At 69.3% G+C, this 20,027-nt stretch carries 16 protein-coding genes; 9 read left to right on the top strand and 7 right to left on the bottom strand.

Annotated elements, in window-relative coordinates; genetic code table 11:
• Window positions 1-336: 336 nt before the first annotated feature.
• Window positions 337-867 (top strand): NUDIX hydrolase, encoded by a 531-nt coding sequence (locus B4589_RS09370; protein ID WP_079234023.1) that lies wholly within the window; start codon window positions 337-339, stop codon window positions 865-867.
• A gap of 9 nt (window positions 868-876) precedes the next feature.
• Here the strand turns inward: B4589_RS09370 and B4589_RS09365 are convergent, their stop codons facing one another.
• Window positions 877-3,246, bottom strand: coding sequence for a DEAD/DEAH box helicase (locus tag B4589_RS09365; RefSeq protein WP_255246065.1), 2,370 nt, complete (start codon window positions 3,244-3,246; stop codon window positions 877-879).
• Between the two features lie 87 nt (window positions 3,247-3,333).
• Entirely contained in the window at window positions 3,334-4,767 is a 1,434-nt protein-coding gene (locus B4589_RS09360) for an MATE family efflux transporter (protein WP_079234022.1), read from the bottom strand.
• Between the two features lie 115 nt (window positions 4,768-4,882).
• Here B4589_RS09360 and lipA point away from each other — a divergent pair, with 115 nt between their 5' ends.
• From lipA to B4589_RS09330, 6 genes are all read left to right on the top strand, one after another.
• Window positions 4,883-5,833 (top strand): lipoyl synthase, encoded by a 951-nt coding sequence (gene lipA, locus B4589_RS09355; RefSeq protein WP_079234021.1) that lies wholly within the window; start codon window positions 4,883-4,885, stop codon window positions 5,831-5,833.
• Window positions 5,834-6,276: 443 nt separating this feature from the next.
• The gene (gene pdhA / locus B4589_RS09350) at window positions 6,277-7,422 is read left to right on the top strand and encodes a pyruvate dehydrogenase (acetyl-transferring) E1 component subunit alpha (RefSeq protein WP_079234020.1); all 1,146 of its coding nucleotides are present in this window, start codon (window positions 6,277-6,279) and stop codon (window positions 7,420-7,422) included.
• On the top strand, window positions 7,419-8,405 hold the full coding sequence (locus B4589_RS09345; RefSeq protein WP_079234019.1) for an alpha-ketoacid dehydrogenase subunit beta: 987 nt from the start codon (window positions 7,419-7,421) through the stop codon (window positions 8,403-8,405). The genes pdhA and B4589_RS09345 overlap by 4 nt, the downstream gene beginning before the upstream one ends.
• Window positions 8,406-8,408: 3 nt before the next feature.
• Window positions 8,409-9,926, top strand: coding sequence for a 2-oxo acid dehydrogenase subunit E2 (locus tag B4589_RS09340; protein ID WP_079234018.1), 1,518 nt, complete (start codon window positions 8,409-8,411; stop codon window positions 9,924-9,926).
• A gap of 2 nt (window positions 9,927-9,928) precedes the next feature.
• Window positions 9,929-11,353: a dihydrolipoyl dehydrogenase gene (gene lpdA / locus B4589_RS09335; RefSeq protein ID WP_079234017.1), complete on the top strand. Its 1,425-nt coding sequence runs from the start codon at window positions 9,929-9,931 to the stop codon at window positions 11,351-11,353.
• A 117-nt stretch (window positions 11,354-11,470) separates the two neighbouring features.
• Window positions 11,471-13,426: an ABC transporter ATP-binding protein gene (locus tag B4589_RS09330; protein ID WP_079234016.1), complete on the top strand. Its 1,956-nt coding sequence runs from the start codon at window positions 11,471-11,473 to the stop codon at window positions 13,424-13,426.
• A 493-nt stretch (window positions 13,427-13,919) separates the two neighbouring features.
• On the opposite strand, the gene B4589_RS09325 is transcribed toward B4589_RS09330, so the two are convergent.
• Window positions 13,920-15,107, bottom strand: coding sequence for a Xaa-Pro peptidase family protein (locus B4589_RS09325; protein ID WP_079234015.1), 1,188 nt, complete (start codon window positions 15,105-15,107; stop codon window positions 13,920-13,922).
• Between the two features lie 315 nt (window positions 15,108-15,422).
• Between B4589_RS09325 and B4589_RS09320 the strand changes: the two genes are divergently transcribed.
• Both B4589_RS09320 and B4589_RS09315 read left to right on the top strand, forming a co-directional pair.
• Window positions 15,423-15,680, top strand: coding sequence for a hypothetical protein (locus B4589_RS09320; protein ID WP_079234014.1), 258 nt, complete (start codon window positions 15,423-15,425; stop codon window positions 15,678-15,680).
• A 166-nt stretch (window positions 15,681-15,846) separates the two neighbouring features.
• Window positions 15,847-15,996 carry a hypothetical protein gene (locus tag B4589_RS09315; RefSeq protein WP_158081161.1) on the top strand — a complete coding sequence of 50 codons (150 nt, stop codon included), beginning with the start codon at window positions 15,847-15,849 and terminating at the stop codon, window positions 15,994-15,996.
• A gap of 9 nt (window positions 15,997-16,005) precedes the next feature.
• On the opposite strand, the gene B4589_RS09310 is transcribed toward B4589_RS09315, so the two are convergent.
• The 4 genes from B4589_RS09310 to B4589_RS09295 all read right to left on the bottom strand — a co-directional run bounded on the left by B4589_RS09310 (window position 16,006) and on the right by B4589_RS09295 (window position 20,023).
• Window positions 16,006-17,205: an AI-2E family transporter gene (locus B4589_RS09310; protein ID WP_079234013.1), complete on the bottom strand. Its 1,200-nt coding sequence runs from the start codon at window positions 17,203-17,205 to the stop codon at window positions 16,006-16,008.
• A 56-nt stretch (window positions 17,206-17,261) separates the two neighbouring features.
• A complete protein-coding gene (locus tag B4589_RS09305) occupies window positions 17,262-17,816 on the bottom strand; it encodes a hypothetical protein (RefSeq protein ID WP_079234012.1) in 555 nt (184 codons plus the stop codon).
• On the bottom strand, window positions 17,813-18,586 hold the full coding sequence (locus B4589_RS09300) for an AAA family ATPase (RefSeq protein WP_079234011.1): 774 nt from the start codon (window positions 18,584-18,586) through the stop codon (window positions 17,813-17,815). The genes B4589_RS09305 and B4589_RS09300 overlap by 4 nt, the downstream gene beginning before the upstream one ends.
• 84 nt (window positions 18,587-18,670) lie before the next feature.
• The gene (locus B4589_RS09295; protein WP_079234010.1) at window positions 18,671-20,023 is read right to left on the bottom strand and encodes an aspartate aminotransferase family protein; all 1,353 of its coding nucleotides are present in this window, start codon (window positions 20,021-20,023) and stop codon (window positions 18,671-18,673) included.
• Between the last annotated feature and the right edge of the window lie 4 nt (window positions 20,024-20,027).

The raw sequence follows: 20,027 nt of genomic DNA, 5'->3' as shown, positions 1-20,027 counted from the left end.
GGCGAGGGCGGTAAAACCGCCCGAAGGCCCGGAGGTCAACGGTTCAAATCCGTGTTGGCCCACCTACCCAGCGGCCGGTCGTTGACCGGGCGCGATTGGTGGGCTGGGACTCCCCAGCCACCCAATTCCGACGTTCTAACACTTCTGAGACGGTAGTCTATTCAGGTCGACTGAGTAGCTCTGCGAACGCGGGTCGCCGCCGTACAGCGGTGCGTGTAGCCGGGGGTGGGTCCGCGTGATGGACTTCTCCGCCGGTGTCGACGTCCGGACGGCAAATTTCCCCGATTATTCCTGACGTAGCAACGCTTTCTACCCACGCCAACACACCACACGCCCATGCCCGACATCGAGTCGGTCGCCGTCGAACCGGACCACTGCCACCGCTGTGGCGCCGAAGTCGGCACCACCCAGTGGGAGGGCCGCGAACACCCGTGGTGTCCGGAGTGTGACCTCGTGCTCTCCCGCCACCCTGTCCCGGCGGTGCACACCGTCGTCCACGACGACGACACCGTGCTGCTGCTCGACGAACCCATCCCCCAACAGGAGGGCGTACTGAGCCTCCCGGGCGGGTACACGAAGTACGACGAAGAGCCACGGGTGTCCGCACTCCGGGAACTCGAGGAGGAGACCAGCCTGCGGGCCGACCCCGCGGATCTGGAGTTCCTCACCATCTACCACGCCGAGTTCCCGCAGTCGTCGTTGTACTTCATCACGTACGCGCTGGCGCGCTCGGACGCCGCCGGCGACCTCACGCCCGAAGACGAGGGGTTCGAGGCCGCGTTCCGCCCAGTCGAGGAGGTGTTCGCCGACGACGCGCCGCTCCGGGACTCGGATCAGGAGCGCATCCGGATGGCGCTGGAGCGGTGACCGCGCGGCTCAGTTGACTCGAACCGTCCGATCCTCCCGCACCGGCGCCAGCGGGAGTCCCGGGAACGTCACCTCGACCACGAACCGCAACTCCTCCGCGTCGGCGCCGAACACCGGCGCCGGGACCGTCTCCGCGTCGCCGAGATACGTCTCGGTCTCGGTCATCTCGGTGCCGTTGACGGTCACGCGGATCCCCACGCGGGCGCCGCCGCCGGTGTTCCGGACCGTCAGCTCGCACATCTCGTTCCCCCCCTGCTCGATCGAGTCGGGGAACGCCCCCCAGTCGACCGAGAGCAGCGGGAGATCCTCGGCGGCGTCGACGACGCGCTCGGCGACGCTCGCCGAGAGGCCCGCGTTCGCCAGCGTGTCCGCGCCGACGTCGACCAGCTGTGCGGGCGAGGTAAAGCCCGCGCCGGCGAGCGTTTCCGCGCGGCCGGCGCCGACGCCCTCGACGGCGGTGAGCCCCACCGCTTCCCGTGGAACGCCGTGTTCGACGCGGGCCTCCATCCGGCGCACGAGGTTCGCGGCGCGGGGGCCGGCGAAGGCGGCGGCAAATTCGCGGAGGGCGGCGATGAGACGCAGCGCGTTCTGACGGATGATCCACGCGTCCGAGCGGAGTTCGCTGGGCGTGCGCCCCTCCGTCGCGGCGTGGAGGATCGCGAGCACCTTGCGGTTCCCGTTCTCCAACTCCGTCTCGACGCCCACGCCGTCGAGCGCGCGGTCGATCGCGTCGGTCTCGGACTGGCGAGCGGAGACGGAGTCGAACTCGTCGGCGGCGGCGACGGCTTCGAGCACGTCGTCGCCGGAGAGCTGGTCGCGCTCGCAGGTCTCGCGGAAGCGCTCGGCCGTATCGAGGCGGAGGTAGTAGTTCGAGGCGAGGCGGCCAAGCGTGGTGGCTTCGACACCGAGGTCCTCGTCGGTCTCGACGAAGCCCGAGTCGACGAGGCTCTCGACCGTCCCGCGCACGCGCTCGCGAAGGTTCTCGAACTCGTACTCGTCGGGCTTGGACTGGGCGCGCACGTAGTAGAACGTCGTCTCGACCCACGACATCACGTCGTCGAGCCCCTGGATCGTCCCCATCGCCACCTCGGCGTTGAGGTGGGTCTCGATGTCGCCCGCGAGCATCGACTCGATCTCCTTCCCCTCCCGCAGCAGGCGACGGTACTTGTCGGCCTCCTCGGAATCGCTGATCACCCAGCCGTACCCCACGTCGTCGTACCCCGGGCGGCCGGCGCGGCCGAGCATCTGGAGCACGTCCAGCGGCGAGATGTCGACCTCACCCTCCAGCGGGTCGTGGTACTTCGTGTCGCGGATCACCACACAGCGGGCGGGGAGGTTCACGCCCCACGCGAGCGTCGAGGTCGAAAAGAGGAGCTGGATCTTCCCCTCCTTGAACCACTGCTCGACGAGGTCCTTGTCGTTCCGCGAGAGCCCGGCGTGGTGGAACGCGACGCCGTCGACGACGGAGTGTCGCAGCGTCTCGTTCTCGAGCTCCTTGGCGGCGGTGTGGAAGTCGTACTCCCCGCGGGAGCCCATGTCGATATCCCACTCCGTCGTCTCGTCGCGGGCTTTCTCGGCGGCGCGGACGGTGTCCTGCCGCGAGGAGACGAACACGAGCGACTGCCCATCCTCGCCGATGTGCGGCTTCACGAGGTCGAGCGCACGGTAGAGCCGGCGGTACTTGTCCGCGAAGGAGTTCTCGCCGTGGCTGTACGTCTTCACGCCGGTCTCGAGATCGACGGGGCGGTACTCGTCGCCGAACGCGAACGTGTTCTCGGGAGGCGCGTCGAGCCACTCCGCCACGTCCTCGACGTTGGGCATCGTCGCCGAGAGCGCGACGATCCGGGGGGCACAGAGCCGGCGGAGCCGCGAGACGGTCACTTCGAGCACCGAGCCGCGCTTCTCGGAGTCGAGCAGGTGGACCTCGTCGATCACACAGCAGTCCACGTCGGTGATGAACCCGTAGCGCGCGGAGTCGTGTTTCCGGGTGGCGGAGTCGGTTTTCTCCGGCGTCATCACGAGGATGTCCGCGCGTTCCGCGCGGCGCGGGTCGAGATCGCGCTCGCCCGTGACGACGTACACCGAGTAGCCCAGCTCCTCGAACCGGTCCCACTCGGCCTCCTTCTCGTTGGTCAGCGCCCGCATCGGCGCGATAAAGAGGGCGGTGCCGCCCTCCCGCAGCGTCTTACAGATCGCCAGTTCCGCGAGCGCGGTCTTCCCGGAGGCGGTGGGCGCGCTGGCGACGACGTTCTCGTCGGTTTCGAGCAGCGCGGGCAGCGCCTCCCGCTGCATCGCGTTGAACTCCTCGAACGCGAACGCCTCGGCGAACTCGGGGACGGCGTCGGCGACGCGGGCCGTGGCGTCGGAGCGCTGAGACACGACCGGAGAGCGAGCGGCCACGGAGAAAGAGGTTTCCTTCGGGACGCGGGCGATGTCGGCAGCGGCCTCGCCAGCGGGCGCCGATGGCTAATCCGCCGCCGCCACGTCCGCCGCGCGATCCATCATCCCCTCGCCCGTCGCGTACCGGAAGTACGCCGCCAGCCCCAGCGCGGCGGCGACGTTCGACCCCGTGACCGCCCAGAAGATGGCGTCCATCCCCCACCCGAGGCCGGGCGCAACCGAGAGGCCGAACGCGCCGACGCCGAGGCCGACCGGGAGCGCGAGCACCGCGATGGGGAGCCTGATCCCCCAGTACTTCACGAGGTCGACGATCAGGCTGGTCTTGGTCCGGCGCGCGCCGTTGAGCCCCCCGAGCAGCATGTACGTCGCGCCGATCGCCCAGTAGCCGTACGCGAGGATCTCGAGGTAGCGAACCGCGTACGCCTGCCCCTGCGCGGAGATGTCCGGCACGAACACTCGCGTGAGCAGCTCGGGGATCAGCAGCTGGACGACGCCGATCAGCGTGAGCGCGCCGACCGCAATACCGACGCCGATCCACGTCGCCCGCCGGGCGCGGTCGGGGCGGTCGGCGCCGAGGTTCTGGCCGACGACGCTCTGGCCGGCCTGCTGGAGCCCGGTCGCGGGGACGAACGCGATCGTCGCGATCCGGGCGCCGACGGTGTACGCCGCCAGCCCCGCGGCGCCGCCGACGACCGTGACGATGGCGACGACGACCAGCCGGACCGACTGCGAAGCCAGCCGCTGGCCTGCGGAGGGGAGGCCGATGTCGACCATCTCCCGGAGCTCGTCGAGGTCGAACCCGGCGTCCGCGAGCGACAGCGAGATCGAGCCGTGGTCGCCAGTCAGCCAGTAGAGTCCGAGCACCATCGACATCGTGTACCCCAGCACCGTCGCCAGCGCGGCGCCAGCGACTTCGAGACGGGGGAACGGACCGACGCCGAAGATCAGCAGCGGGTCGAGCACGAGGTTCCCGCCGATCGCGAGGAAGTTGAGGTACATCGCGGTCTTGGAGTCGCCCGCGCCGACGAAGCCCATCTCCACGGTGTCGCTGACGGAGGTGAACGGGAACAGCAGCATGTACGCCGAGAGGTACGCCGCAGCCTGTGGCGCCACGTCGGGGCCGGCGCCGAGCAGGCGGACCAGCGCCCCCGCGTTGGGCGCGACGACCAGCGCGATGGCGACGCCGGAGACGAGCGCCAGACAGATCCCGTGGAACACCGCCTTCCGCGCGCCGGCGGCGTTCTCGCTGCCGATCCGCTGGGAGACTAACACCTGGGTCCCGACCATCGCCGCCATCAGCGGCACCATCACCAGCGCCATGACCGGCTGGTTCAGGCCGACCGCGCCGACCGCGCCGTCGCCCAGGCGGCCGAGCCAGAACACGTCCGCCGCCGAGTTCGCCACCTGGACGAGGTTCTGGGCCACCAGCGGCGCCGCGAGCACGAGCAGCGCCCGCGAGAGCCGCCCCTCGGTGATGTCACCCGGGTCGAGGTCGAACATCCAGTATCGTACTCACATTATGTAGGGGGAACAAATACCCATCGGTGCAGAAACAAATGCCCGCGGCCGTCGAACGAACCGCACGCTTTTCACGAGTGCCGCCTCATTCTGCCGTATGAGCAGCCGCAGGCGGAAACCCGACTGGCTCAAGAGCCAGCCGCCGACCGGACAACGGTTCACCGACATCAAGCAGACGCTCCGGGACCGGGATCTCCACACCGTCTGTGAGGAGGCGAACTGCCCCAACATGGGCGAGTGCTGGTCTGGGCGGGACGGGCCGGGCACGGGCCCCGGCACCGCGACGTTCATGCTGATGGGCGAGCGCTGTTCGCGGGGCTGTAACTTCTGTGACGTGGCGACCGGCGGGATGGAGCCGCTGGACCCCGACGAGCCACGGAACGTCGCCGAAGCCGTCGGCGAGATCGGCCTCGACTACGTCGTCCTCACCTCCGTCGACCGCGACGACCTCGACGACGGCGGCGCGGCCCACTTCGCGGAGACGATCCGGGAGTGCAAGCAGCGCAACCCCGGGACGCTCGTCGAGGTGCTGATCCCGGACTTCGGCGGCGACGAGGACGCCGTCCGGCAGATCATCGACGCCGAACCGGACGTGATCGCCCACAACGTCGAGACCGTCGAACGCCTCCAGTGGCCGGTCCGGGACCGCCGCGCGAACTACGAGCAGACACTCGACGTGCTGGAACAGGTCGACCGCGAATCCGACATCTACACGAAAACGAGCCTGATGCTCGGCCTCGGCGAGTACGACCACGAGATCTACCGCACGCTCTCGGATCTGCGCAACGTCGGCGTCGACGTGGTGACGTTCGGCCAGTACCTCCAGCCCTCCCGCTCCCACCTCGACGTGTTCGAGTACGTCCATCCCGACGCGTTCGAGACGTGGCGACAGGTCGCCGAGGAGGAGCTCGGCTTTCTCTACTGCGCTTCGGGCCCGATGGTTCGGTCGTCGTACAAGGCGGGCGAGCTGTTCGTCGACGCGCTCGTTCGCGACGGGAAGAGCCCCGAGCGGGCGCGGGAGGAAGCGCGGGCAGCCGCGAGCGACTAGCCAGTCACGGCGCGCGAGCGCGGACGACCTCCGTGTCGTCCGTCCGAGCCCATGCCGTGACTGTGTGACTAGCCAGTCACGGCTCGCGACCTGTCGCGCGCTCCGTCGCGCGACTCACGGAGCGTGATGCCGTGACTGTGCGACACCCAACACGGCTCGCGAGCTGGCGCGCCCTCACCCGTCGCCTCGTACCGACCCGTGCTCGGGGGCGACGTCTGTCACGATTCTTCCCGAACGTTCGTCCAGTTTCTGCAGTGACACCGGCGACTCGTGGCGGAAAACCCCCATATTCCGGCGCCGAAATGAGAAAACGTCAGAATATACCCGTCCTTCTCGAAAGAACACAACTCAGTGAGGGGGATTTCTGCCCATAGTAAACCTTTTACGAAAGCACTATAACCGCGGCGGCGGAAAATTCGCCCCATGGAGAGGAGGGTCAAGCCGTGAGTACGATACAGCGCGATCCCGAGAACCGGGTCCAGGTGCTCGACGAGGACGGCAACCTCGTCGGCGAGCGCCCGGATATCGACGACGAGACGCTGTTGGACATCTACCGGGACATGAAGCTCGCCCGGCACTTCGACGAGCGGGCGGTCAGCCTCCAGCGCCAGGGGCGGATGGGCACCTACCCGCCGCTCTCGGGCCAGGAGGGCGCCCAGATCGGCTCGGCCCACGCGCTGGCCGAGGACGACTGGATGGTGCCGTCGTACCGCGAACACGGCGCCGCGGTCGTGCGGGGCCTGCCGCTGAAGCAGACGCTGCTGTACTGGATGGGGTACGAGGCGGGCAACGAGGTGCCCGAGGACGCGAACATCCTCCCCGTCGCAGTCCCCATCGCGAGCCAGATCCCCCACGCGGCGGGGCTGGCGTGGTCCTGGAAGCTGCAGAGCATCGACGACGACGCGGCCGCCGACGCCGCAGCAGGTGACACCGACACGGCCGGGATCTGCTACTTCGGCGACGGCGCCACCAGCGAGGGCGATTTCCACGAAGGGCTGAACTTCGCCGGCGTGTACGACGTGCCGATGGTGTTCTTCTGTAACAACAACCAGTGGGCGATCTCGGTGCCCCGCGAGAAGCAGACCGCCTCCGAGACGCTGGCCCAGAAGGCCGACGCGTACGGGTTCGAGGGTGTTCAGGTCGACGGGATGGACCCGCTGGCCGTCTACAAGGTCACGCAGGACGCGCTCGAGAAAGCCCGCAACCCCGGCGAGGACCAGCTCCGGCCGACGATGATCGAGGCGGTCCAGTACCGCTTCGGCGCCCACACCACCGCGGACGATCCCACGGTGTACCGCGACGAGGACGAGGTCGAACGCTGGAAGGCGAAGGACCCGATCCCGCGGCTGGAGGCGTTCCTCCGGAGCGAGGGGCTGCTCGACGACGAGACCGTCGACGAGATCGAGGAGACCATCGAGCAGCGGGTCTCCGACGCGATCGACGAGGCGGAGGCAGAGCCCCGCCCCGAGCCCGAGGAGATGTTCGAGCACGCCTACGCCGACCTCCCGCCGGCGCTACGCGAACAGCGTGACGAGTTCGTGGAGACCGTGAACCGACACGGCAAGGACGCGTTCCTGGAGGAAGAATGAGCGAGACACAGAACCTCACGCTGGTACAGGCGGTCCGGGACGGGCTCGCGACCGAGATGGAACTCGACGACGACGTGGTCGCGCTCGGCCAGGACATCGGCAAGAACGGCGGCGTGTTCCGGGCCACTCAGGGCCTGCAGTCGGAGTTCGGTGAGAGCCGCGTCGTCGACACGCCGCTGGCGGAGTCCGGGATCATCGGCAGCGCCGTCGGCCTCGCGACCGGCGGGATGAAGCCGGTGCCGGAGATCCAGTTCTCCGGGTTCATGTACCCCGGCTTCGACCAGATCGTCTCCCACATGTCCCGCTACCGCACCCGGAGCCGGTCGCGCTTCTCGCTGCCGATGGTGCTGCGGGCCCCCTACGGCGGCGGCATCCGCGCGCCCGAACACCACTCCGAGTCGAAGGAGGCGTTCTACGCCCACGAGGCCGGCCTGAAGGTGGTCGTCCCCTCGACCCCCTACGACACCAAGGGCCTGCTCATCTCGGCGATCCGCGACCCCGACCCCGTCGTGTTCCTCGAACCCAAACTCATCTACCGCGCGTTCCGCGAGGACGTGCCCGAGGGCGACTACGAGGTCCCGCTCGGGGAAGCAGCGGTGCGCCGCGAGGGCTCTGACGTGTCGGTGTTCACCTACGGCGCGATGACCCGGCCGACGCTCGAGGCGGCGGAGAGCCTCGCCGAGGAGGGCATCGACGCCGAGGTCGTCGACCTGCGCACCGTCTCGCCGATGGACCGCGAGTCGATCGTCGAGTCGTTCGAGAAGACCGGTCGCGCGGTCGTCGTCCACGAGGCGCCCAAGTCGGGCGGCCTCGCCGGCGAGATCACCGCGCTGCTGCAGGAGGAGGCGCTGCTCTACCAGGAGGCGCCGGTCCAGCGCGTCACCGGGTTCGACGTGCCCGTCCCGCTGTACGCGATGGAGGACTACTACCTGCCAAACGCCGCGAGAGTGGAAGACGGTATCCGTGAGGCGGTGGAGTTCTGAGCCATGACGGTCAAAGAGTTCAAGCTACCCGACGTCGGCGAGGGCGTCGCCGAGGGCGAACTGGTCTCCTGGCAGGTGTCGCCCGGCGACACCGTCAGCGAGGGCGACATCGTCGCCGAGGTCGAGACGGACAAGGCGCTCGTCGAGGTGCCCTCCCGCTACGACGGCACCGTGAAGGAACTGTTCGCCGAGGAAGGCGAGATCGTCCCCGTCGGCGACGTGATCATCTCCTTCGAGGTCGGCGAAGTCGAGGAAGGCGACGAGGAAGCAGAAGCGCCCGACACCGAGGCCGAGCCCGGCGAGTCGACCGACGAGGCCAAGACCGACACCGAGGAAGCTGCTGCGGCGGAGACGCCGGAGGGCCGCGTGTTCGCGCCGCCGGCGGCCCGGCGGCTGGCCCGCGAACTCGGCGTCGACATCGCCGACGTGGAGGGGAGCGGCCCCGGCGGCCGCATCAGCGAGCAGGACGTCCGCGCTTACCACGAGTCGACCGAGGAACACGACGAGACCGCCGACGAGACGCCGGTCACCCCCGGCGAGGAGGAGGCGGAGACGCCGCCCGGCGCCGGCGCGAGCGAAACCGTCAGCGCCAGCGACAGTCCGGAGGCGATGCGGGAGACCACGCTCGCGACGCCCGCGACGCGGAACCTGGCGGACGAGCTCGGCGTCGATCTCGATGCGGTGCCGACCGAGAAGACCCGCGACGGCGAGGCGTTCGTCGAGGAGGAGGACGTCCGCGCGTTCGCCGAGCGCAAGGAGTCCGAGGGTGCCGCCGAAGCCGCCGCGGGCGCGGAAGCCGGCGCCGCCTCCACGACTGCCGAACCCGAACGCGAGGAGACGGTGCCCTACCGCGGCGTTCGCCGGACGATCGGCGAGCAGATGGCGACCTCGAAGTACACCGCCCCGCACGTCACCCACCACGACACCGCGGAGATCGACCAGCTGGTCGAGACCCGCGAGGAACTGAAGGGGACCGCCGAGGAGAAGGGCACGCGCCTGACGTACATGGCGTTCGTGCTGAAGGCGGTCGTGGCCGGGCTGAAGGAGTACCCGATCCTCAACTCCGAGCTCGACGAGGAGGAGGGGGTCATCCGGCTGAAGAACTACTACAACATCGGCATCGCGGTCGCCACGGACGCGGGGCTGATGGTGCCGGTCGTGAAGCACGTCGACGAGAAGGGGCTGCTCGAACTCGCCGACGAGGTGCAGGAGCTCGCGGCGAAAGCCCGCGACCGCTCGATCTCCCGCGAGGAGATGCAGGGCGGGACGTTCACGATCACGAACTTCGGCGCCTTCGGCGGCGAGTACGCCACGCCGATCATCAACTACCCCGAGACCGCGATCCTCGGGCTCGGCGCGGTCGAACAGCGCCCGGTCGTCGAGGAGGGTGAGGTCGTCGCAGCCCACACGCTGCCGCTTTCCCTCGCCATCGACCACCGCGTGATCGACGGCGCCGAGGCCGCGAAGTTCACGAACACGGTGAAAGAACACCTGGCCGAGCCGACGAAACTGCTGCTCTAACAATGGTCGTAGGAGACGTCACGACGGGAACGGAGGTACTGGTGATCGGCGCGGGGCCGGGCGGCTACGTGGCCGCCATCCGCGCCGCACAGAACGGGCTGGACACGACGCTCGTGGACCGGGACGCGTACGGGGGGACCTGCCTCAACTACGGCTGCATCCCCTCGAAGGCGCTGATCAGCGCCACGGACGTGGCCCACGACGCCCGCAACGCGACGGAGATGGGGGTCCACGCCGACCCCGTGATCCACACCGACGAGATGCAGGAGTGGAAGGAGGGCGTCGTCGATCAGCTCACCGGCGGCGTCGAGAAGCTCTGTAAAGCCAACGGCGTGAACCTGATCGAGGGCGAAGCGACGTTCGTCGACGACTCCACCGCCCGCATCGCCCACGGCGGCGAGGGGCAGGGCTCGGAGTCGATCGAGTTCGAGCACGCCATCGTCGCGACGGGCTCCCGGCCGATCCAGGTGCCCGGCTTCGAGTTCGAACACGAGCCGATCTGGTCCTCGCGGGACGCCCTCGACGTCGAGGACCCCCCACAGGAGCTGCTCGTCGTCGGCGCTGGCTACATCGGGATGGAGCTCTCGACGGTGTTCGCCAAGATGGGCGTCGACGTGACCGTCGTGGAGATGCTCGACGGGATCCTCCCGGGGTACGAGGACGACGTGGCCCGCCCGGTGAAGGAGCGCGCCGACGACCTCGGCATCGAGTTCAACTTCGGCGAGGCCGCGAGCGACTGGGAGGAGACCGGCAACGGTGTGGTCGTCACCACCGAGGACGAGGACGGCGAGGAGCACACCTACGACGCCGAGAAGGTGCTCGTCGCGGTCGGCCGCCAGCCCGTCTCGGACAGCCTCGACCCCGAGGCCGCGGGCGTCGAGGTGGACGACAACGGGTTCATCCACACCGACGACCAGGCCCGCACCAACGTCGACAACGTCTTCGCCGTCGGCGACGTGGCCGGCGAGCCGATGCTCGCCCACAAGGCCAGCAAGGAGGGGATCGTCGCCGCGGAGGTCATCGCCGGCGAGCCGGCCGCGCTCGACCAGCAGGCGATCCCCGCAGCGGTGTTCACGGACCCCGAGATCGCGACCGTGGGGATGACCGAGGACGAAGCCGAGGAAGCTGGATTCACCCCGAAGGTGGGTGAGTTCCCGTTCCGCGCCTCCGGGCGCGCGCTCACGACCGGCGAGAGCGACGGGTTCGTCCGCATCGTCGCCGAGGAGAAAGCGGGGTTCGTCCTCGGCGCGCAGATCGTCGGCCCGGAAGCGAGCGAACTGATCGCCGAGTGCGCGCTCGCCATCGAGATGGGCGCGACCTTGGAGGACGTGGCGTCGACGGTCCACACCCACCCGACGCTTGCGGAGGCCGTGATGGAGGCCGCCGAGAACGCCGACGATCAGGCGATCCACACGCTGAACCGGTAGCCCCGAGCCGACACCGTTCACGTCCGCCGTTTTCGACCCAGCCAAGCCGGGCCGTCGAACCGGTTCCGCTCTCCGCCAGCCGCAGGTCTTTCCGACTGGGGTGTGTTTCGAACCGATATGTCGGACGAACACGGGAGCTTCTCCGAGATCCGTCAGTCGGTCGACGGCCACTCGATGAAGGGGCTCCTGCGCTACTGCGTCCCCTACTGGCCCCGCCTGTCGGTGGGGCTGGTGGCCGCGTTCGTCACCCGGTTCTCGCGGCTGGTGCCGCCGATCGTCGTCGCCGCGGCCATCGACCGCGTCATCAGCGGCAACGCGGGCGCGAACGGCCTGCTCACCCAGGCCGGGCTGTTGCCGGCGGGGGAGATAACCAGTGCGGCGGCGAAAACCGCGTTCCTCGAACAGCTGGTGGTGATCGCGATCCTCGCGTACGTGATCCGCTCTATCACGCGGTTCGTGTCGCGGTACCTGTTCATGTCCACCGCCCAGAAGGTCCAGCGCGACCTCCGGAACGACACGTACGACCACATCCAGCGGCTCTCGCTTGGTTTCTTCGCGAACCACCAGACCGGCGCGATGATGTCCGTGCTGAACCAGGACATCAATCGGCTGGAGCAGTTCCTCAACACCGAGATCCGGCAGGCGATCCGCGTGATCGCGACCGTCGGCGGCATCGCGGCGGTGATGTACTACTACTCGCCGAAGCTGGCGCTGATCGCGCTCGCGCCGGTGCCGATCATCGGCCTTGCCTCCGGGCGCTTCCTCACCTGGATCGAGCCGAAATATCGGGGGATCCGCGAGACCGTCTCGCGGCTGAACTCCCGGCTGGAGAACAACCTCGGCGGCGCGCGGGTGATCAAGACGTTCAACCGCTACGAGTTCGAACTCGACCGCGTCGCCGACCAGAGCGAGACGTACCACGACGAGAAGGTGGGCGCGATCAAGATCCGGCGGGCGTTCTTCTCCTCGCTGCGGGTGGTCACCGGCGTCGTGTTCGTCGCGCTGCTGTGGGTCGCCGGCACGGACGTGATCCAGTACGGCGCGGGGAACAGCCCCGCGCTCACTATCGGGACGCTCTCGCTGTTTTTCATGCTGCTCCGCCGGCTCTACTCGCCGATGCGCCGCGTCGGGAAGACGGCGAACAAGTACCAGCTCGCGAAATCCTCCTCCGAGCGCGTGTTCGGCATCCTGGGTCGCGAGCCGGCGGTGACGACGCCGGAGGACGCCTACGTTCCCGAGGAGGTCGACGAGCCACGCTCGTCTGCCAATCGGACGCAGTCCGATGACGTGGCGGGCCACGTCGAGTTCGACGACGTGACGTTCGGGTACGACAGCGACGAGACCGTTCTCGACGGCATCGACCTCGACGTCGAGGCCGGGCAGACGGTCGGGCTCGCCGGCACCACGGGCGCGGGGAAGTCGACGCTGCTGAAGCTGCTCCCGCGGTTCTACGATGTGGATTCAGGTTCCGTGCGCGTCGACGGCGTCGACGTCCGCGAGTGGGATCTCCCCGCCCTCCGTGAACACGTGGGGATCGTCGAGCAGAACCCGTACATGTTCTCCGGCACCGCCGAGGAGAACATCGCCTACGGCGACCTCTCGGTGCTCTCCGACGACGGCGAGGACGTGAACGAGCGCGTCGTCGACGCCGCGAAGGCCGCCGAGGCCCACGAGTTCATCACCGACCTCCCGGACGGCTACGACACCCAGATCGGGGAGCGCGGCGTGAAGCTCTCGGGCGGGCAGCGCCAGCGCCTCGCCATCGCCCGCGCGCTGCTGAACGACCCGGAGATCGTCATTCTGGACGAGGCGACCTCCGACGTCGACACCGAGACCGAGGAGCAGATCCAGCAGAGCCTCGATCGGCTGACCGAGGACCGGACGGCGTTCGTGATCGCCCATCGGCTGTCGACGATCCAGGACGCCGACCGGATCGTGGTGATGGAGGAGGGGCAGGTCGCCGAAAGCGGGACCCACGAGGAGCTGCTGCGGAAAGAAGGCGATTACGCGAAACTGTGGGAGATGCAGGCCGGGAGCGAGGAGGCGGGTGCGGTGGCTGCGGCGGACGACTGATTTTTCGGTGGTAGCTTTCCTCCGGGTTTGAGGGAGTTGGATCTCGTTTACGGAGTCCGCAACTGCGACAGCAGTTCGATCGTTGGCTACTGAGACAGCAACCGCGGCCGCAACAGCGTCTCAATCGTTGGCCACTTGTGACCGCAGGGTGCCGGCCACGAGGCCCGGCACAGCATGGACTCCCCACCCCTCCTCCCGGGCTCGCGACCGTCGCGAGCCCGAGGCGTCCACCGCTACCGCCCCGCGGCCGCGGTGGCGCGCGACGTGAGCGCGTCGGCGCGAACGAGTGCGCGAGGGACGACTGACCGAGTGAAACGAGGGAAGGAGTCGGCTGGGGAGGTTCGAGGCCTGTGCAGGGCGGTGCGGTCACAAGTGGACATGCTTCGAGATGCTGTTGCTGTTCGCGGTCGAAAAGCCCCGAACTCCGCGGTCACGTTCACGCCAAAACACCGAACTCCGCGCCCACGCCCCCAACCAAAACCCACACTCCCGACTACCCAGAAATCACGTTCGACTCCAGATCCCGCGGGTAGTACGTCAGCCACTCGATCCCGTCCTCGGTGATCGCGATCGTATCCGAGTGCCGGTACCCCTCGTCGTCGGTGTAGATCCCCGGCTCGATCGTGTACACCTGCCCCGGCTGCATCTCGCGGTCGGCGTCGTCGACGTGGTCGTACTCGCCCCAGCCCCGGTCGATGTACGGCGGCTCGTGGCCGCCGAGGCCGATGTTGTGTCCGACGTGGTGCTGGGCGAGGTCGGCGATCCCCTGCTCCTCGTAGAACTCCCAGACCTGGTCGTCGACGTACGACAGCGGCACGCCCGGGCCGAGCGCGTCGATGGCGATGTCCTGGGCCTCGAGCATCAGGTCGAAGTACTGCTCCTGCTCGCTACTCACGTCGCCGACGAACATCGTCCGTTCGAGCTCCGAGCCGTACCCGTCGACGTTCGCGCTGGCGCCGGTGATCAACACGTCACCGCGCTCGAGTCGCTGGTTCGGCGTGTGGCCGTGCGGGAGCGCGGTCTCGTGGGCGGAGATGTACCCCGCGTGGGCCGGGCCGTCGCCGCGGACGTTCTCGACGAACCCGTCGCCCAGCGTGTCGAGCATCGCCCGCGAGGCCTCCATCGACGCCCGCTGGGAGACGGTCGCGGGGTGGGCGCCGGGTTCGGTGTAGTCCGCGAGGTAGCGGTGGGCGAGGTTCCCCCACTTCGCGGACTCCCGGATCAGATCGATCTCGGCGTCGGTTTTCTCCCAGCGCATCCGCGACACCCACGACTGGGTCTCCACGTCGACGAACGCCGAGAGTGCGGGGCCATCGTACCCCATCACGCCCGGCGCGCCGTCGCTGTCGGCCGCGACTCGCTCGGCCCCCAGCCCCTCGAGCATCTCCGCGACCGCCTCGATCGGCCGACCCTGCGGGTAGTCGAAGTACTGGTGGACGGCGTCGATGCGGTCGACCCCCTGAACGCGCTCGACCTCCAGTCGCGGGACGACGATCTCGATTCGCTCGTCGGTGACCGCCAGACAGACCGGGCGCTCGGTCTGGACGTGCTCGAACCCGGCGACGTACTGGATGCTCGTCGCCGAGAACCAGACGGCGGCGTCGGCGTCGGTGTTCGCGAGCTTCCCCCGCAGCTCGCGGAGACGGGAGCGGTACTCGGCGTCGGGGAGTTCGGTCGGCATGCCTTCCGGGTGGGGGCCGGAGCGCAAAAGCGTCCGGGTGGACCGCCGGGGCTGCCTGCTCCCGCCGGGCCAGCAGCGCCGCGGCCGCGAGACCCCACCGATTCCGCCCCTCATCGGGCGTCGAGCGGCTCACGACCGGCTCGACCACCTTCTCCACGAAACCGTCTCTATCGATCCGATAAACCGTTTTGACCGATCTAAAGCGTTCGTAAAACGTCGTTCGGCACTGCGTATCCCGCGTGAAACGGGCCGAACCGTCGGGTACGAACTCACCCTTATACGTGGTCCCCGGTCCATGGACCGAGTAGAGTCACCATGTCCACCTCCGAACCCTCCACGTCGGTGCCCGTCGCCGGCGACAAACTCCCCCAGTCCGCGGTGTCGGCCGCGGCGTCACTGCTCGTCCCCGTTCGCACCGCGGCGTTCTGGTCCGCAGTCGCGCTCCCGCTGGCCTACCTCCCGCTCGTGGCCACGGGCGCGATATGGAATCTGCCGCTCGTGTTCTGTGCGCTGCTGGTGCTGAACGCCGTCGCGTTCCTCGTCGGCCACGGGCACGAGCCCACTCGGGCCTGAACCGCCGATCCACTGACCGAGCCGGATCTGAACCGTCGATCCACTGACCGAGCCGGATCTGAACCGTCGATCCACTGACCGAGCCGGATCTGAACCGCCGATCCACTGCCGTCCCCGCTCCCTCCACCCCGTTCAGGTTTTTCCGGCTTGCTCCCGTTTCTGGCGTGTGGTCGACTCGCGCGTGCTGACCGCCGCTGTCGGACTGCTCGCCAGCGTGGCCGTCAGCCTGTTCGTCTACTGGCAGTACGATACGCTGCTCGTGTTGCTGTTCGTCCCGTTTCTCCCGATCCTCTTCCGCCGTGGCGTCGACCGCTAACGTGGCGTCTCACTCGCTCCCGTCGTCGCTCCCGTTCTCGCCGTCCTCGCCCGTCGTCTCCTCGGGAGCGTCCTGCTCGTCGATCTCGCCGTCGACGCCGTCCTCCGGATCGTGACCCAGTCCGAGCGCGGCGGAGGGTTCCGGCGAGAGCGGGTCGCCGTGGATCAGCTCCGGCACGACGACGTTGAGGAACTGCACCGCGAGCACCACGAGCAGCGGCCCGAGGAACAGCCCGTACCAGCCGAAATACGCCGCGCCGAGCACGTACGCGAACAGCACCAGCCCCGTGTGGAGCGAGCGGCCGGAGATGATCGGCCGCAGCACTGCCTGCGGCAGCAGATCGAGGAAGACGAACGCCACGACCAGGAACGACAGCGGCGCCCAGAACAGCCCGGTGCTGTCCTGGTACGCCAGCCAGCCGAGGTACGCCGTCGCCGGGACGTAGACGATCTTGCCGACGACCAGCGGGACGAACGTCGCGACGCCAGTCAGCAGCGCCAGCAGCGTCGGGAACGGGAGCGTCACCGCCGACGGGACGATCGCGTTGTACCCGTTGTAGACGACGACCGACAGCACCGTCACGAGCGAGACGGTGATCACGTTGCCGAAGTACACCGTCTGCAGGTCGGCGTCGACCGCCGAGACGTAGGCGTGGGGGACGCTCCCCTCGCCGCCGACCTCCTCGCGGAACCACGCGTCGATCCGGTTCCCGTCCCGCAGGAGGAAGAAGCTCATCGAGAGCGCGAGCGTGAGGTGGACCAGCCCGTTGGCGAGGACACCCAGCTGGCGGAGCCCCGTGGTCAACTGATCGCGGATCGCGCCGAGGTTGTCGAGCCTGGTGAGATACCCCCGCGGATCGCTGATCAGCTGTCGTACGGCGTCGGGCATGGACGGCCGCTCGCTTATCGCGGCGAGCAGCTCCGGGTCGAGTGCGACTGTCAGCTCTCGGAACCCCACCAGGCCGACGTACCCCAGGAGCGTCAGCCCCGGAACGACGATCGCCAGCACCGTCAGCGTCGCCGCGGCGCCGCGGTGGCCGACGACGTCCTCGATCCGTTCGGCGATGGGTCGCGCGCCGTAGTAGACGAACAGGCCGAACACGAACGTCCCCACGAAGTTGAGCGCGAACCGGCCGACGACGATCAGGAGGGCGAGACCGACCAGCCACCAGGCGAGGCGCTGCCGCTCCATCTCGCGAGGCCACTGCATGCCTCCCCCTGGCGGCGGGCAGGGACTTCGGTCTTATGCCCCCTCAACCGGCGGCGCTACTCGGCCAACTCCCCGTCGAGCCCCCACTCCTCGGCCCGCCGCTCCGCCTCCGCGCGCGCCTCCTCCTGGATCGCGGCGATGCGCTCCTCGTCCTGCAGGAACGACTCCAGCGCGCTCCCCCCGTCGCTGCCCGCGTCGTCCGGCGCGCGCTCGCGGGTGCGCTCGGCCAGCGCCGACTCGTCGGCCAACTCCTCGGCGGGCGCACCCGGCGGGACCGTGAACTCGGGCGTGTCGTGGACTTCCTCGAGCGCGTCCCCGGGGAGTTCGTACAGTTCGACCGAACAGGGGCCCGGGCCGGCCAGCGCCGCGAGCGCGCCGGTCCCACGCCGGTCCCCCTCACCCCGCCCGCAGTACGCGGCACGCGGCACGCCGTCCGCGAACGTGAGCACTCCGGGCTCGCCGTCGGCGAGCAGCGAGTCGGGCTCGATCCGGGCGTACCCCGTCAGCTTCCGGGCGAGGGCGGCGTCGAGCGCGCCCGCGACGCCGACCCGTGAGCGGACGAGCCGCCCCTCGGGGATCGCCAGTTCGCCGCCGACCGAGGGGTCGCTCATGGCGGCTCGGGGATCACCGCCGAGCGGAACCGTTCGGCGACCGCGCCCTCGTCGCCGTCCTGCAGGTCGAGTCGGTCGGCGGCGCGACGGTACGCCGCCGCGGCCGCGGAGTCAGGTGCGTACGCGAGCAGGGGCTCGCCCGCCCGCCGGGCCGCCCGCGCGGCGTCGCTCTCGGGGATCGTCGAGAGCGTCGGCCCGCCGAAGTACTGCTCGGCCTGGTCGGCGACGCGGTCGATCGCCTCGTCGTCCTGCACGCGGTTGAACAGCACGCCCGCGGTCTCGGTGCCGTAGGAGCGGGCGTACTCCTGGACTTTCAGCCCGTCCGAGAGCGAGGGGATGGTGGGCTGGAGCACGACCACCGTGCGGTCCGCGAGCACCAGCGGGAGCACCGCCGACTGGGAGCCAAGCGTCGCCGCGGAGTCGAGTAAGAGCACGTCGGTGTCGGCGGCGAGTTCGGCGACCACCTCACGGAGCCGCGTCGGGTCGGCCTCGCGGAACGCCGAGAGCGAGGTGCCACACGGGACGAGCGAGAGCCCGAACCGCTCGTACACCGCCTCGTCGACGGCCGCGTCGGCGTCGTCGAGCAGGAGGTCCTGGAGCGTGGTGTCGGCGTCCGCGAGCCCGGTGTGGAAACAGAGGTTCGCCATCCCGGTGTCGGCGTCGACGACGGTCACGTCGTGATCGTCGGCGAGCGCCATGCCCAGGGCGAGCGTGCTGGTGGTCTTCCCCACCCCGCCCTTGCCGCTCGCGACCGCCAGCGCTTCGACCATGGGGAGGTTGTGCTCGGCTCCGGGTTAAAAATTTCACCCTCCGAGCGCGTTCCGTCACAGTTCTGTTGCGTGGTGGCGGGGCGACTACAGCCCCGCCAGCACGTCGTCGGCGTCGTCGAGATACTGCTCGAGGGTCGCCTCGTCGTGGGCGGCGGACAGGTGGTGGCGCTTGTAGGGGTTCGGCGTGAAGAAGTGGCCGCGCTCGAACATCCCCTGGGCGAAGGCGCGGAACCGCTCGCCGTCGAGGCCGACGACGTCGTCGTAGGAGCGTGGCTCGCCGGTGACGCCGAACTGCGGGGCGAAGATGCTCCGGTGGCCGAGGACGCGCCCCTCGATCCCGTGGTCGTCGAGCAGATCTTCGAGCCCCTCCCGGTAGCGCTCACCCAGATCGGTGAGGTGATCGTGAACGTCGCCCCCGTCGAGGGTGTCGAGCGTCGCCCTGGCGGCCGCCAGCCCCGATGGGTGGCCCGAGTAGGTGCCGCTGACGACGACCCCCGACTCGTGGTCGCCGCCGGCCCTGGCCATGATGTCGGCACGCCCCCCGACCGCCGCGACCGGGTAGCCGTTGCCCAGCGCCTTCGCGACGCAGGTGAGATCCGGCGTCACGTCGAGTTCGGACTGCACCCCGTCCGGCGCGTGGCGGAACGCGGTGATCACCTCGTCGAAGACGAGGGGGATATCGTGAGCGTCCGTCGCCTCCCGGAGCGTCCGGAGGAACGACTCCCGCGGGTGGAGACAGCCCACCGAGTGCGGGATCGGTTCGAGGATCACCGCCGCCAGCTCGTCGGCGTGTTCGCGGATCGTCGCCGCGGCCGCGTCGGCGTCGTTGAACCGTTCGACCAGCGTCGCCTCGACGGCTTCGGGGAGCATCCCGTCGGACTCCGGGTAGCGCTCGCCGAGGCGGTCGGCGGGCGGGTACACCGAGACGTCGACGTAGTCGTGCCAGCCGTGGTAACACCCCTCAAACTTCAGCACCTTCCGGTTCCCCGTGTGGGCGCGGGCGAGCCGGATCGCGTGGTAGGTCGCCTCGGTGCCGCTGTTACAGAAGTTGACGCGCTCGACGCTGGGCAGGCGGTCGACCAGCCGCTCGGCGACGTCGACCTCCAGCGGCGTGGTGCCGGCGCCGTACAGCACCCCCCGATCGAGCTCCTCGCGGACCGCACGGTCGACCCGGTCGTCGTTGTGGCCGAGTACGACCGGCCCGAACCCGAGGTGGTAGTCGGTGTACGCCTCGTCGTCGACCGTCCGGATGGTCGCGCCCTCGGCGGCCTCGAAGGCGACGTCGCCGAGGTCGAACGCCTGCGCGCGCAGCCCCGTCTGGGCGCCGCCAGGGACGACGGCGTGGGCGTGCTCGACGACCTCGCTGGCGTCGGGTCGGCTGTTCGCCGAGGGATCCCCGGTGCTGGAGGGCGCCGGCCCGGGGGGTTCGTCACTCATCCGT

It is taken from the genome of Halolamina sp. CBA1230 (assembly GCF_002025255.2).
GTDB lineage: Archaea > Halobacteriota > Halobacteria > Halobacteriales > Haloferacaceae > Halolamina.
Note: the sequence above shows the minus strand (reverse complement) of the source record. Positions and strands in the feature narration are given on the sequence as shown.